General features: G+C 38.1%; 13 protein-coding genes. 5 read left to right on the plus strand and 8 right to left on the minus strand.

The features are described from left to right. Positions 1–215 precede the first annotated feature (215 nt). From gtfA to H5R88_RS06810, 4 genes are all read right to left on the minus strand, one after another. Positions 216–1,673, minus strand: a complete 1,458-nt coding sequence (gene gtfA / locus H5R88_RS06795) for a sucrose phosphorylase (protein ID WP_182578334.1) — start codon at positions 1,671–1,673, stop codon at positions 216–218. A 26-nt stretch (positions 1,674–1,699) separates the two neighbouring features. Next, on the minus strand, positions 1,700–2,917 hold the full coding sequence (locus H5R88_RS06800) for an MFS transporter (RefSeq protein ID WP_182578333.1): 1,218 nt from the start codon (positions 2,915–2,917) through the stop codon (positions 1,700–1,702). 308 nt (positions 2,918–3,225) lie between these two features. Continuing rightward, the gene (locus tag H5R88_RS06805; protein ID WP_182578332.1) at positions 3,226–4,560 is read right to left on the minus strand and encodes a dipeptidase; all 1,335 of its coding nucleotides are present in this window, start codon (positions 4,558–4,560) and stop codon (positions 3,226–3,228) included. Positions 4,561–4,571: 11 nt separating this feature from the next. Then, complete coding sequence (locus tag H5R88_RS06810; RefSeq protein ID WP_182600586.1) at positions 4,572–6,089, minus strand: YfcC family protein; 1,518 nt, start codon at positions 6,087–6,089, stop codon at positions 4,572–4,574. Between the two features lie 134 nt (positions 6,090–6,223). Here H5R88_RS06810 and H5R88_RS06815 point away from each other — a divergent pair, with 134 nt between their 5' ends. Next, a complete protein-coding gene (locus tag H5R88_RS06815) occupies positions 6,224–7,168 on the plus strand; it encodes a Dyp-type peroxidase (RefSeq protein WP_182578330.1) in 945 nt (314 codons plus the stop codon). A gap of 262 nt (positions 7,169–7,430) precedes the next feature. Continuing rightward, positions 7,431–8,900 (plus strand): ribosomal protection-like ABC-F family protein, encoded by a 1,470-nt coding sequence (gene abc-f, locus H5R88_RS06820; protein ID WP_182578328.1) that lies wholly within the window; start codon positions 7,431–7,433, stop codon positions 8,898–8,900. A gap of 94 nt (positions 8,901–8,994) precedes the next feature. On the opposite strand, the gene H5R88_RS06825 is transcribed toward abc-f, so the two are convergent. After that, a complete protein-coding gene (locus tag H5R88_RS06825; protein ID WP_182578327.1) occupies positions 8,995–9,711 on the minus strand; it encodes an alpha/beta hydrolase in 717 nt (238 codons plus the stop codon). Between the two features lie 167 nt (positions 9,712–9,878). Between H5R88_RS06825 and H5R88_RS06830 the strand changes: the two genes are divergently transcribed. After that, positions 9,879–10,907: a YeiH family protein gene (locus H5R88_RS06830; protein WP_182578326.1), complete on the plus strand. Its 1,029-nt coding sequence runs from the start codon at positions 9,879–9,881 to the stop codon at positions 10,905–10,907. 87 nt (positions 10,908–10,994) lie between these two features. Here H5R88_RS06830 and H5R88_RS06835 read toward each other — a convergent pair whose 3' ends face one another. After that, positions 10,995–11,534 (minus strand): flavodoxin family protein, encoded by a 540-nt coding sequence (locus H5R88_RS06835; protein WP_182600587.1) that lies wholly within the window; start codon positions 11,532–11,534, stop codon positions 10,995–10,997. 182 nt (positions 11,535–11,716) lie between these two features. Beyond that, positions 11,717–12,637, minus strand: a complete 921-nt coding sequence (locus tag H5R88_RS06840) for a PLP-dependent cysteine synthase family protein (RefSeq protein WP_182578324.1) — start codon at positions 12,635–12,637, stop codon at positions 11,717–11,719. A gap of 309 nt (positions 12,638–12,946) precedes the next feature. On the opposite strand from H5R88_RS06840, the gene hemH reads away from it, so the two are divergent. Next, positions 12,947–13,879, plus strand: a complete 933-nt coding sequence (gene hemH, locus H5R88_RS06845; protein ID WP_182578323.1) for a ferrochelatase — start codon at positions 12,947–12,949, stop codon at positions 13,877–13,879. A gap of 2 nt (positions 13,880–13,881) precedes the next feature. Further along, positions 13,882–15,186, plus strand: a complete 1,305-nt coding sequence (locus tag H5R88_RS06850; protein WP_182600588.1) for an Nramp family divalent metal transporter — start codon at positions 13,882–13,884, stop codon at positions 15,184–15,186. A gap of 283 nt (positions 15,187–15,469) precedes the next feature. On the opposite strand, the gene H5R88_RS06855 is transcribed toward H5R88_RS06850, so the two are convergent. Next, the coding region (locus tag H5R88_RS06855; RefSeq protein ID WP_182600359.1) for an IS3 family transposase at positions 15,470–15,908 on the minus strand (439 nt) is incomplete at its 5' end.

Consider the following 15,908-nt stretch of genomic DNA (forward strand, 5'->3'; position numbering starts at 1 on the left):
TATTCTTCAACAGCTTTAAGTTTAGTTTTAACGCTAATTTTGGTCATATAAAATACCCCCAGAGTTGATTTCCAACTCTGGGGGTACACGTCAAAACTTTTCTTCCAGCCCTGTTTTTATAGGTAGTTTATTGAGAGAGATCAAGCGTTTTGGAAAGGAATACTACCTATTTTATTTTGTTTTATTTTGAGAGAGATTACTAATTAATTTGATAGCTATTTTTGTTCCATCACTTTTTCACCATTAGCTGTAATAGTGAAAGTTTTGTTAGCAGCATCAGCATCAAGAACAGCAACATTCTTGCCATCCTTATCCTTCCGTGTAATCTTAATGGTTGTTTCAGTTGGGGTTTCCACATCAATAGAACCATCAAGATCAAAGGCTGCAAATTTGTTCCGCCAAGCAAGTAAATCTAAGAGATTCTTAACTACTGGACGTTGAACTTCTTGTGCAACTTCTTCTTTAGTGTAGTAGTGGCGGTTAATATTACGCCCTTCCTTAGTCTTTTCAAGCAATTCAAGGTCATTTGAACCCGCAAGTAAGCCAACATAGTAAATCATTGGAATACCAGGTGCAAATACTTGGAATGCACGAGAAAGCAAGTAAGCTTTATCATCGTCACCCAATGCAGAGTAGTAAGTAGAATTAATTTGGTAAATATCCAAGTTGTTGTATTCAGCACTGGAGTATTTCCGCTTAACGTTAGCACCAACCTTGTATAATTCGTTGGATGCATATTCGATTTCATCATCAGTTAAGATATCCTTAGCATCAACAACACCAATACCATCATGAGTATCAAGAGTAGTAAATTGCTTCATTGGTGACATCTTTAACCACTTAGCAAGGCGGTTAGTCTTACCGGAGTAAAGGGTATAAAGAGTAGTCATTGGTAAAGTAAAGTCATAGATGAAGAAATCATGTTGTGAAATCTTTTGTGGAATTGTGTAGTGTTCGTGAATTTCAGGAAGGATAATAGCCTTGTATGGCGCCAAAATCTCTTGAACTTCATTTAAGAGATCCCAGATTTCAGGTTCAACAAAGAAATCATTAGTACCAACCTTCTTAATAGCGTAAGCAAAGGCATCAAGACGAATCATATCAGCACCGTGCTTAACCATGTCAATTAATGTTTCCTTGAAGAATTCATTAGCTACCTTACTCTTAACATTAATATCAATTTGTTCTTCCCCGAAAGTGTTCCATAAGTTTTCAGTAGTACCATCGTCAAAGGTAATTTCTTGCTTAGGAGCCTTATCTTTCCGCTTGTAAATCAAATCAACATCTTCTTGAGTTGGCCGGTTCTTACCAGCTTTTTCCCAGAATTTTTCCCAACGGATAAAGAAGTCGTTGTACTTAGAATCATCGTGCTTCTTCTTGAAGTCTTGGTACATTTCAGACTTCTTGGAAATATGGTTAATCATGAAGTCAAACATTAAGTAGTAGTCTTCACCCAATGCTTCAACATCGTCCCAGTTACCAAAAGCAGAATCAACAACATCGTAACGGTATGGTGCGAAACCACGGTCACCGGTTGATGGGAAGAATGGAAGTAAATGAACACCACCGATTGCATCACCGATATAGTTCTTTAATACTTCATGAGTTTCTTTAATATTTTTACCCATTGAGTCAGAGTAAGTAATTAACATTGCTTCGTTTTTGATTGGCATAATGATATCCTCCAATAATTTTAAATTTAGTTAGCTTGTTTAGAATGACGAGTTGCAAAGAAGATAATTAAGGCAATAACTATTAGCATTACCCCGTAGATTGGGAATGGTGCAGCAAGATCAAGGCCACTCATTGGACGACCGACTAACCGGTTCATCCATTCAGCAATTGTTGGCGAGAAGAAAGCTCCAAAGTTAAAACCAATCAGTACCATTGAAGTTACTAGTGGTTGACGCTTAGCAGGGGCCAAATCTGGCAACAAGTTAAAAATCAACGGAGAAACTAATTGTAGTGGGAAACCGATTAAAAGCAAACCAATTACTAACATTACAAAGTTGCCGTTTGCGAAGGCAAATAAGAAGTTCGAAATGGCCATTAACCCAAGACCAAGGTAAACAGTGTTAAAACCTAACACTTTATTAATTGATCCGTAGAATAAACCACCTAGCGTTGCTCCAATTAACATCAAGGAAAGGAACATTGATGAACCAGTATAGCTACTGCCCTTAATTGCAACGGCTAGACCAGGGAACCGGTTTTCCATTCCAACATAGTCCACAACCAAGAGGAAGGCAAAGAGAACGAGTAGGTAAACTACTGGACTAATCTTTTTAATCGGTTCTTCCACTTCAGTTAATTCTTCAGCAAGATCGTCTTCGGCAACGTTACTGTCTTGTGCTTTACTGTCGTCAGGAACACGAACAGCAAAGAAGAAAAGAACAACGAAAGCGAGAAGATAGACAGCAAATGATGCATGCCAACCTGCATAGCTAAGGATCAATCCAGCAATTGCAAGGGTACAAGCTTGACCGATTTGTTCAGCCGCAGCACGCCAACCAAGCATTTGAGCTCGGGTTGTACCTTCATACCAAACTGAGATCATCGAAATCGCTTGAGAGTTATATAAACCAAACCCAGCTCCTAAAACCAATCGGGAAATTAAAATCACAGTGTAGTCATTAGCAAACATGGGAACAATTCCGGCAAGACCAACAATTGTAACCCCGGCCATAATAATCTTTTTATCAGAAATGTTGAACCATTGTTGAAGTAATGGTGAAAGGACCACAAAAATCATTACAGCAAATGATGGAGTTGTAACTAAATATTCTGACTGTGTCTGTGAGATTCCGAGTGCCATCTTTAATTGCGGTAAAGAACCTTGAATGGCATAAGCACTCGTAACCATGAATGAAACTGACAGAAACGCCAATTTAGTAACAAGAGAATTTTTGTTATTCATAATTAGTAGGTACTCTTTCTATGGATATTTGATAAACGTTTATCATTACTGTACACAAATAATATACAGTGATCCTTTTAAAATGTCAAACGCTTACCAAAGATTCCTTGTAAGAAAATGTAATCCATTACATTGCTATTATAACGCGCTTCAAATGAAAGAATGTGAAAACGGATGATAACGCTATTTCAAAACTATTTTAGGGCTTATTGTGAATTTCAACACATTATATTTTTATAATTTTTTTATTAAAAAAGAGTAAAGCAATGACTAATTCATCGTTTTACTCTTTTCAACTTAACATTTACTTAATCTACACAAAGTTTCTTAATTGCCTGAGCATAAATTTCCATTGCCTTATACATATCAGGCAATGGCCATTGTTCATTAGCCTGATGCATATAGTCTGGTGTCGTTGGTAACATTCCCCCAAAAGCAACACAGTTATTCATCGTTCGGGCAAATGTTGCTCCACCTGAAATTTGGGGTTCAGCATCAACATCCCCAGTTTGTTCTTTATAAACCTCCATTAAGGTCTGAACTAATTTGCTGTCTTTGGGGACATATAAAGGTGCTAGGTAATCAAAATGAACATATTTCAAATCGTAAGTTGCGACTTGTTTACTTAGTTTTTCTAGTAATTCATCGCGATCAATCGTTACTGGGATTCGTAAATCAATTTGCATCCGTGTTTCACTTTCATTAATTTCAAGACTAGAAATATTGAAAGTTAATTGGCCAGATTCATCGCGAACATCCCCTAAAACATTATTTCCAGTTGCATCTTCCTTAAATAACTTACCAATAAAATCAAGAGGCTTAAAATCAAAAACATCATCAAGGGCAATTGCTAACCGCAAAACAGCATTTGTTCCTTCTGGGGCCATCATCGCATGAACGGACTTGCCAATAACAGTGATTGAATTGTTATCGCTCGTATATTCAAAGCCATGCTTATCCAGTGCGGCCTTAACTTCATCCTGCTTAGGACCATCGTATACAGCACTATCTGGGACGGCATTAAACGCATTTTTCAAGTTGAGCTTTAATTTATCTGTTCCGGGACCGACGAGATAAGATTGTTGCAGGCCCTTTTCGGCATAAATTAATGGAAATTCAGCATCAGGAGAAATCCCACTATCAATTGGTGCCTCCTTTTTATTGTATTCAGCAATTCCACGCCATAAAATTTCTTCATCAGTCCCATAAATAAAACGAATTCGTTGATTAAAATGGTACCCTTGATCCATCAATGCTTTAACAGCGAATAAGGCTGCAATGCCAGGGCCTTTATCATCTTGTGATCCCCGTCCATAGACTGCATTGTTGACGATTGTTCCTTTAAATGGATTGTATTTCCATTTACCTAAATCTCCTGCTGGAACTGTATCCAGATGACAAATTACCCCAAAAAGTTTGTCACCACTACCAACCTCCGCATAGCCATAATACCCATCAGGATCTTCATAAGTCTTAAATCCCAATTCATCACAAATTTTCATCATTTCATCGAGAGCATTACGAATTCCTCTGCCAAATGGGGCTCCTTCTTCTGCTGATTGATTATATGATGGAACAGAAATTAATCGTTCTAACGTTTTCACAGCAGCCTTTTGTTCATCTTCTGTAATAATTTTATCCATAAAATCCCCTTCTATAACAATGCAGCAATACCTAAGAATAAACAAGTAGCGATGAAGAGATAAATCATTAATTTCCACATCCACTTCCACCAAATACCGACATTAATATGTGCAATCGCTAATGCTCCCATCACAACTCCTGAAGTTGGGGTAATAAGGTTAACCCAACCTGACGCTGCTTGGTAAGCGGTAATAACAAGACTACCTGAAACATGTGCAAAATGCCCCATTGGTCCGATAATTCCCATTGTTGCCGCTGCTAACCCTGATGTCGATGGAATTAAAAATGACATTGGAATATAGAAAATGTAAGTTAAAATAATAAAAACTGTTTGCGACAATCCATGAAGGCCTAATTCGCCCCAATGAAGAACAGTTCCCGTAATCATTCCGTTATTCATTATTACTTGGATTCCCCGGGCAACAGCCACAATAATTGCAACACTCAAGAAATCTCCCATACCGGACATGAAGGCATCAATAAATTCGCTTTCCTTCATATGATAAACAGCCATAATCAAAACCGACATAAAGAGGAAGAGCATGGTGATTTCATTGAAGTACCATGTTCCAAGTGGTGCCATATCATGACCTAATAAATCGCCTAAGAATGGAATATTAACTAACCACTTTGTAAATTTATCGAAAAATGTCCAATGGCTATTAAGGTTTGACCATGGAATCAATCCAAGAATCATTACAACAAAAGCAATCCCGAATAACCAAATAACTGTTTTTTGGCGGCCAGTCATCTTATGGTCATCATCAGGATCAGCCTTAACTAAAAATTGTTTTTCATCTTCTGCCCGCTGATTATAAACCAATGATTTAGTTGGATCCTTTTCAATTACCGATGCGTAGTGATAAACATAAACGATACTGATCGTTATAGTAATGATTAACAGGATTACCCGGGAAACTAATCCATCACCAGGAGAAATATTTAATGTTTGAGAAGCTACTCCTGTGGCAAACGGGTTAACAGTCGAGGCCAAACAACCAACTTGGCTTCCAACTAAGGCAATCGCAACCGCGACAATAGAATCAAAGCTAACCCCCATCATCACGGGAATCAATAAAGGATAGAATGCAATTGTTTCTTCTCCCATTCCATATGTTGATCCACCAAGGGCAAACAGAAGCATTAAAATGGGAATCAATTGTTTTTCTCGTCCTTTATACCGTCGAACAATCGAACCGATTCCTTCATTTAATGCATTGGTCTTATTAACTACCCCCAGAAATCCACCGATAACAAGGATAAATAATGATACTGAAATTGCTCCATCGGTCTTTTTATCACCAACCATCCCAATAACAGGTGCCATAAAGACGTCCCAAATTCCCTGAGGTTTATTTGCGACCGCCTTATATGTCCCCGAAATAATGTTTCCTGCTTTATCCGTCTCATATGTCCCTGCTGGTATAATCCACGTTAAAATTGCAATTAAAATAATAATTAAAAATAAAATTGTAAACGCAGAGGGCATATGAAAATGATGCTTTTTCTTCGTCTGTGTTTCCTGCACAATAACCGCCTCTTTTGTTGAATTAATATCAATTTAATTTTAATTCAGTTTGGAAACGGCTTCAACTTCCCCTAAGGATTATCCTTAAAGAATGCTATAATTACTTTGTAGTAATTTTAAGGAGGATGAAGCTAATGGTAATGAATCCTAATAAAGCACAAGACGTTTGGAAAGACGCCGGTGAACACGTCCAATTTACTGTATTAGAATTAAAGCGTGAAAATCAAGCACAGGAACAAGAAACAATCCAAGAATTTGTCGATCGTTTCCAAGCCATTACTCGATCAATGCGAATTCGCGATAATAAAGGTAACCTTAAAGTTTCTTTAGGCTTTAGCAATGACGCATGGGACTATCTCTTCCCTAATGCTCCTAAACCTAAAGAATTAGAAACTTACCAGACATTAACTGGTCCAAAATACAAAATGCCAGCCGCCAAAGGAGATATCTTCCTCCACATTCGTGCAAATGATGAAGCGGCAGTTTACGAATTCATGACCCAAGTAATGCTCTTCATTCGGGATATTACTAATGTTGTTGATGAAACAAAGGGTTTTCGGTACTTTGAAGGTCGGGCTATTATCGGTTTTATCGACGGAACCGAAAATCCGGAACCGCAAGATGCCGCTGAATATGCAATTATCGGTGATGAAGATCCTACTTTTGAAAATGGTTCATATGCCTTTGCACAAAAATGGCGACATAACATGGATATCTGGAATAAGCTAACTACTGAAACACAAGAAAAAGCTGTCGGACGAAAAAAGTTTTCTGACTTAGAATTAAGTGAAAAAGAAAAATTTAAGAATGCTCATAATGTTGCTTCCCAAGCCAAAATTGATGGGGTTGAGCAGAAGATTGTGCGCATGAATGTGCCATATTCAGACCCTGCTTCTGATAATACCGGAACTTTCTTTATCGGTTATTCCCGTCACTGGACTGTAACAAAGAAGATGCTTGAAAATATGCTTGAGCAAAACGATTACCTCCTAACCTTCTCTGATATTTTAGGTGGTCAACTCTTCTTTATTCCTTCGCGTCCACTGTTGGATCAAATTGCTGATGGTGAATTAAATTAGTTGGTTGACAATTTGAAGGCAACTTGCTATATTAATAGCAGTAATTTTTAGGAGGGATCATCCATTGAAATTTTAATTCTACACAATTTAACGTATCTGACACTGTGGATCTACGCAGAAAGGTACTATGGGTAGAATTATTTTTCAATGATTGATTAATAAGTAAGCACTAATGAGACAATACCATTAGTTTAGAAGTCTACCTGTAGTGGTAGGCTTTTTTTATTTACCCTTTCTGCAAGTAACGAAAGGGTGTTTTTTTATGAAACCAATTACGATAAATAATTTAACTTTTGCTTATCCCGGACAAGAACCACTTTTTAACCACTGTTATCTTAATATTAGTAGTGACTGGAAACTAGGCCTTCTCGGGCGAAATGGCCGTGGTAAAACCACCTTACTTAAGATCCTGCAAAAACAGCTTTCCTTTCAAGGAAGTATTCAGACTAATCTTAAATTTAACTATTATCCATTATCAATTCGTGAACCGAATGATTACACAGTGAATGCTCTTACGAGGAGTGGCTATCAAGGTGAACAATGGCAACTCGAACGTGAATTAAATTTGATGGCAACATCTGTAGAATTACTATGGCGCCCTTTTAGTAGTCTCAGCGGCGGAGAACAAACCCGGATTATGCTAGCAACCCTTTTTGCCCAAGATGGGTATTTCCCCCTTCTTGATGAACCTACTAACCATCTTGACCAGGATGGGCGAAAACAAATTGCTCAATATTTAAAAACGAAGAAAAACGGATTCATTATCACTAGTCATGACCGAGATTTTCTCGACAAAATCATCGATCATTCATTAGTGATGGAGCAACATCAACTTGTTTTAACCCATGGCAATTACAGTGATTATTTTATTCATAAGCAGCAACGAGATTCCAACGCTATCAAGAAAAATGAAAATTTATTAAAAGATATCCATCAGTTAAAACAAACCCGTCAGGCAAAATCACAATGGGCCAAACAAGCAGAAAATGAAAAGAAGAATAACTCGCATGCAGACAAGGGCTTTATTGGTACCAAAGCTGCCAAAATGATGAAAAAGGCAACCATCATGAAAAAACGTTTAGATACTGCAATTGAGGAAAGAAAGGGACTCTTAAAAGAGATTGAAAAAGTTGTTCCCCTGACAATTAATGTTCTTCCTTCCAATCATCAACCATTATTAGCCATTAATGATCTAACGTTATCATACCCAACTAAACACCTCTGTTCTAATTTAACTACGACCATTGAAAAGAACACCCAGGTTTTGCTCTGTGGTAATAATGGTACTGGGAAATCTAGTATTATTAAGGCGATCACAGGAACATTCAATGGTAAGCAAACTGGCAATATCATCTTTAGTAATGCTCTTAAAATCAGCACAGTGCGACAAGACTATTCTAATAATCACGGAAGTTTACGTAGTTTTGCGTCCTCTGCGAAAATTGATTATGATCAATTTCTTAACCTTCTGCGCAAATTAGGGATGAATCGAGCTACCTTTAATGTCCCGATTGAAGAAATGAGTATGGGCCAACAAAAGAAAGTTGAATTAGCACGATCCTTAGCTGAGCCTGCCCATCTTTATTTATGGGATGAGCCACTAAATTATCTTGATACTTATAATCAGCAACAACTAATTCAGTTAATTCAAGAAAAACGTCCACCAATGCTAATTATTGAACATGACCAAAACTTTATTAATCGAATCGCCACAAAGAAAATTGAAATTTAATATTTCCTGGGAAATAATCAATTTTGCCAACCTAATGTAAAAAAAGAGCTTCACACAACAAATCAATAGTCGTTTGAAGCCCCTTAATTATTGGCTAAATTAAATTTAATTCAGTTAACCACTCAAGAAATAGCGGAAACCACTTGCCTATATGGGTATCTATCCGGTCATTATTGACGATCCCCGTATACCTATTAGCTAATGCAATTCCATGTCCACCTGTTCCAAATTCATGTAATTCATATGGAACATCATGCTTAATTAACGCATCTGCATATACCTGTAGATGGTCAACAAAGGGGGTTAATTCATCTTTGGCTGATCCCCACATAAATGTTGGTGGAGTTTGTGTATTTACTAGTTTCGCAACATTTTCCGTTGTAACCCCCATTCGTTTATCAATTAAGGGCTGAATAACAGGGTAACCTAATGCAGCGAATTTAGCATAAGTTGGCTTTTCATTACTATAGGCAGCTGCAATTTGGCCACCTGCAGAAAACCCAATAATTCCTAAACGATCAACATCGATATCTAATTCATCGACATGGTGGATGATATAGTCAAAGGCTTGATGAACCGCTACTTTAGCTGCTTCATAATTTTTATGTTCAACAACCGGATATCGCACAACAAATGTTTGCCATGCGTGGGTCGCAAAAGTTAATGCCACCCGTTCGGAATCCCGTTCCATGATCTGGTTATAACTACCTCCCGGCAAAATAACAAGACCTGGTAAGGGATGGTTAGTATCACTATGATAAATATCTAGAGACGAATATGGCTGATCTAATTTAACATTTTTAACTTCCACTTTCTCACCTCATTTTAATTTTGCTAACTCAAAGAATAGTATAACCTTAATCGAACGCAAGCGATAATAACCAATTTACGATTAATTTATAAATTGCCCCTTGTTTATCATACAGCTTTTGTTAAAGTGATAAAGTATCAATTATTATTTGGGGGTCAGATAATCTAATGAGTATTATGAAGACTAGGTCATTTTGGATTGCCGCCATCATGACCTTAATTTGTTCTGTCGCTGGTGTTCTTTTAGCAAAACTACCTTATGTTAACTTGATTGGGGCATTAGTTATTGCTTTGTTATTAGGTATTGCAATGCAGTTAACTCCTGTTAGTTTGCGGAATGAAGCGCAAGGCGGAATTGGATTTATTTCTAACAAATTCTTACGGCTTGGTATTATTCTCCTTGGTTTCCGATTAAATCTGGAAAAACTTGCTGCCGCTGGAGTTAAGACTATTTTAGTTGCAGCCATCGGGGTTACTGGAACTATTATCCTTACTTATTGGCTTAGTCGCAAATTTGGTGCAGAAGATGAATTGGCAATTCTATCTGCTTGCGGCTGTGGAATTTGTGGAGCAGCCGCCGTAATGGGAGTTTCACCACAAATTGAAACTGATAACGAAGAACGTAAACGAGAAAATGAAGTATTAGCGGTTGCAGTTGTTTGTGTGATGGGGACCGTCTTTACATTAGTTGAAATTGGTATCAAGCCACTACTCGGCCTTACCGATCCACAATTTGGAATCGTTGCAGGTGGTTCATTACACGAAATTGCCCATGCCGTTGCTGCTGGAGGGGCCTTTGGTGAAGCAAGTTTAGACAATGCGCTTATTATGAAGCTTTCACGAGTCCTTCTCTTAGCTCCAGTAGCTTTAATTGTTGGTTATTGGTATCAACGTCGCCTTGTGGTTGAAAGTGAAGAAGAACATACTAAAGAACCAAAGAAATTACCAATTCCTTGGTTCCTCGGTGGTTTTATTTTAACCAGTGTGTTAGGAACTTTCCTTCCATTTTCGCCAGTCTTTCTTGATGCCCTGGTTCAAGCAGCCTATATCTTTTTAGGAATGGCCATGGCCGCATTAGGTGTTTCAGTAAACTTTAAAGTCATTTTCAAACGTGGAGGCGCCGTTTTTGGTGCGGCTGCGATTAGCTCAACCTGTTTATTGGTATTCATGATTATTATGAGCAAAGTATTCTTCTAATTATTAAAAGCGTTAAATTAAGGATTTGCTGGTATGCTTTAATAGCCTACTTTATCCCCAATTTAGCGCTTTTTATTTTATAATCATTTACTTAATATTCTTTCCTAAGCGATAAGCTTCTTCAACATGCTTAGCCAATTTTTGCTCATTCCAAGAATCAGCTGCGAGAACTTCCCCGTCTTTATCCCAGCGCATATATTCGAGCAGTTGCTTAAAGTATAAGTTAAGCGAAGCAAAGGCATCTTCTTGACCATAACCACTCACTAAGGTAATGGCTTTTTTCCCGCCATGAAGTTCGTGATTATAACTATAAAAACGATCAATAACTGCCTTTAATGCCGCGTTGACGCCATAGTAATATAAGGAACTAACAAATACGACCATATCTGCGTCAAGTAGCTTAGGCACTACTTCATTAGTAATAACATCATCCGGTTCAATCGCAACTTCCTGTCCTGGATGATCATCCTCTAGTTTAATCATTGAGAATTCATCGGTGCGCCGTCCTGCATCAAAGCGATAAACATCATTCCCAGCTTCAATAGCACCCTTAACAAAAGCATCAGCTAATTGTTCAGACGTGCCTGGGTGATGGGGACTTCCGGTTAGTACAACAATTTTCATCATTATCATGTCCTTTCTTACTTAATTATAGTAAAATTCTACCTAAATTAGGAATAAAAACATTAAAGGGGAGCTAGGATGAATTAACGAAGTCAGACAAAGAGTTTTAACCATTTAAACTTAAAATGATCGTGTTTTTTGTTCTTCTTTAACGTACGAACGATCTGTAATGAATCGAAAGATATTCATACCAATCTCTCATAAATATGTTCACTAAGGTAACGCTCGCTTGAATCAGGAAATATCGTGACTAAATTAGCTCCATGTGGTAATTCTTTAGCAACTTCTAGACTTGCCGCAAGAGCAGCCCCACTAGAACTCCCAATAAATAAGCCGAGATTTTTAGCAACCCAGCGGACATAATAGAATGCCTCGTCATCACTAATTGTTTTTACCCCAGTATAATCTAAACCCTTGAAGAAGGGCGGAATAAACTCCACCCCTATTCCTTCTGTTCGGTGACTATGGACCGGACCACCATTTAAAATTGATCCAGCTGGTTCAACAACATAGCCATGCAGTTCTGGGTAAACATCTTGAAGTGACTTTTGAATGCCCGCAAAAGTGCCACCACTGCCTGCACCTGCTACAAAGGACGCAATTGGTTTATTATCCAGGTCAGCTAAAATTTCCGGTCCTAAAGTATGTTGATAAACATCCGGGTTAGCTTGATTCTGGAATTGCAAAGGGACATAAGCATCCCCAAGTTTTACGGCTAATTCTTTTGCTGCTGCAATCGCCCCCTTAATTCCTGCTTCACTAGGAGTATTAATCACTTCTGCTCCCAGCGCACGCATTAATGTTTGTTTTTCAAAGCTAAATTTTTCTGGAACTACTAATTTAACTGGAAGATGGTATTTTAATGCTGCTAAAGCGACCCCAATTCCAGTATTTCCGGCAGTTGGCTCAATAATCGTTGTTGTTGTCTTTACTTTTCCCTCTTCTATCCCTCGTTGGATCAACGCCATCCCCAAACGATCCTTGATACTGCCACCTGGGTTAAACATTTCAAGTTTGGCATAGATATTAACGTCATTAGGGGTCTTCATCGGTAAGTGCATTAATGGGGTATGACCAATCAAATCATAAGTATTTTCGACTAACATAGTGGCTCCTTCTTCCCTCAAAGTATCTAAAAAAGGCGCAAACTCAAGAAAGAATCTTGGATTTGCGCCTTATGTGTTATCAACTTAATAGTAATTCAATTAAAAATTAGTATACCAAAAAGTGAGTCGCATAAGACACGATTCACAACAACAAGTATTTGCATTAATAAAATAATTGTTTTCCATTGGTACTTTCCTCGTATTTCAAATTACAGTAATAATAACTAGTTAAAAGTAAGTTGTCAAGAAAATTTGCATTGACAGGTGTAAAATAAAAAAGAATTATTTTATAAAGCAGGAGCGATACCTATGAAAAAGAACGGACTACTCTTAGTCAATCTCGGTTCACCCGATACGCCAACCACTCCCGACGTTAAACGCTATTTAAAAGAATTTCTCAGCGATCGGAATGTTATTGAAATGCCCCCAGCATTATGGCAGCCACTCCTTCGTGGAATTATCCTTCCAACGCGAGCATGGCGATCAGCAACTTTTTATCGTAATTGCTGGACAAAAGATGGATCCCCACTAATTGTCTACACAAAACGGTTAGTTGCTAAGGTCCAGGAACTAATGCCAGAATGGGTTGTCAAAATGGCGATGACATATGGCAAGCCTAAAATTAGTGATACAATCGCCGCAATGAAAAAGGAATGTAAAAATATTACAGTTTTACCACTCTTCCCTTTTTTCACTAAAAGTACAACCCAAACGATTATTGATAAGGTAAAGGCTGCTGATTCAGAAGCCAAAATAATTGATCGTTTCTCGGCAGAAAAAGATTACTTAGACTTATTAGCTAAGCAAATCCAAATAGCATGGGATAGGGGGAAATATGATAAATTACTTATTTCGTATCATGGAATTCCAACTGCCATGGTTAATCATGGTGATCCTTATCGTAACGAAACAGAAGCGGCCACCGCGGAATTGATAAAACGCCTTGACATTCCCGAAAAGCAAATTAAGATGGCTTACCAATCTAAATTTGGCCCAATGCCATGGTTAAAACCATACCTCCGTAATACTCTGCTTAATGAGGCACAACTCGGGCATCGTGATGTATTAGTCGTTGCTCCATCATTTGTGGCAGACTGTTTAGAAACCTTGGAAGAAGATCAAGTACAGAACTATCAGGTCTTTCGTGAAAACGGCGGAAATAACCTTGTAATGGTGCCTTCACTCAATGACTCACCAGAATTTGCTCAGTTTATTACCAATCTTGTCCAACGAAAGGAATAAAAATGGAACGGAAAAGTTTAGACGAAATCAATGGGAGTGTTGATGTACCAAGTGTCTATCAAAGTGCATTTTGGCAAAAATTCCTTGCTTATAGTGGTCCCGGTGCTTTAGTCGCCGTTGGTTATATGGATCCGGGTAACTGGTTAACTTCCCTTGCTGGTGGTAGCCATTACCGCTACCAACTATTAGTGATCCTTTTTACTGCCATTCTCATCGCTATGTATATGCAATCTTTATCAATCAAACTCGGTGTTACTACCCGGACTGACCTAGCCCAGGCAATTGCACGGCGTTTACCAACTCCCTTACGTATCGCTTTATGGCTCTTCAATGAAATAGCTATGATGGCAACGGACTTAACTGGGGTTGTTGGGACCGCAGTTGCCTTAAATATGCTATTCAAGCTGCCCTTACTTATCGGTGTCCTGTTAACAATTGCAGATGTTTTAGTTGTCCTTTTTTTCCTCCACTTTGGCATTCGACGTATTGAATTTATTGTTTTATCCGCTATCTTAGTTGTTGGAGCAATCTTTGCAATTGAAGTTTGTCGAGCCCATCCTGAATTTTCCGCAATCATGGATGGGTTTATCCCACGTGCAACAATTTTTACTAACCACAGTGAGTTACTCATAAGTTTAGGAATTGTGGGGGCCACAATTATGCCGCATAATATTTACCTTCATTCGTCCCTAGCGCAAAGTCGGCGCTATAATGAGCATAATCCAAAGCAAGTAAAGGAAACCCTCCGTTTTGCTAACTGGGATTCCTTAATTCACCTCTTTGCCGCCTTCATCGTTAATGCCCTCCTGCTTATCCTCGGCGGAACACTTTTCTTTCATGTGGCAAGTCTCGGTAGTCTTGAGGATGTCTTTTTCGGGTTAAAGGATTCCCATATCGTTGGTAGCCTAGCAAGTCCATTAATGAGCTGGCTATTCGCTTTTGCCCTTTTGGTAACTGGTTTAATCTCTTCAATCACTAGTACTTTGGCTGGTCAGATTGTTATGGAAGGATTTATCAATATCCGTCTTCCCCTGTGGAAACGGCGACTCCTCACCCGAGCAGTAACCTTAATACCAATCCTAATTATTGGTTTCATGATTAATTTCAACGAAGAGCAGTTTGAGCAACTCATTATTTATGCGCAAATCGTCCTTAGTATCGCCTTACCATTTACTCTCTATCCCCTTGTTGCTTTGACTGGTAATAAAGGGCTGATGGGTCCACACGTTAATTCACCATGGCAAACGGTCCTTGGGTACGTTTTAGCTAGTTTAGTCACTGGGCTGAACTTACTAGTACTGGTATAAGTTTTTCATTATTTATCGGCATAAATTCAATAGATAGATTCCCTTATTTTCAGTTATCAGTATCTAAAAAATAAATTAAATATTGTAAATAATAAGTTTTGTTGTAATTTTTGATGCAATAAAAGCCTGGACACTATTTACTTTTGGGAGAGTAATTTTAGTATAAAGATTTTTAGCTTTAGTGTACTACCTTTGTCAATATCATTTTTACAACCGAATCAAGGAAGCAGGGTTAAACGTTTTCGTTTGAAGTGCAAGAAAAAAGTTAGACAAAATTAAAATATTAAGCTGCTAAGGCATGATTTCGGTATTCAACCGGAGTCATGCCTTTTGTTTTTAAGGTTGTTCTAACATGATTAAAATATTGAACATATTCTTGAGAAAGTTTGCTTAATTCTGCAATATCCTTACAAGGCAGAAATCCTGCTAGTAACTCAGTCTTAAATAAGTGAAAGAAACTTTCTACTGGAGCGTTATCCAGGCAATTTCCCTTCCGTGACATACTTTGAATAAACTGGTGATCCGCCAATTTTTGGGTATAGTAACCTAACTGGTAATGCCAGCCCTGATCCGAATGGATAATTGGATAAGCATTATCAGGTAGATTGGTAATTAATTCTTCTACAGTTTTTACAATCAGTTCTTTGTTCGGACTAATACCTATTTGAAAAGCTAGAATCTCTTGACTCGCTTCATCAATCATCGCTGAGATATAAGCCCAC

It is taken from the genome of Limosilactobacillus agrestis (genome assembly GCF_014145585.1).
GTDB lineage: Bacteria > Bacillota > Bacilli > Lactobacillales > Lactobacillaceae > Limosilactobacillus > Limosilactobacillus agrestis.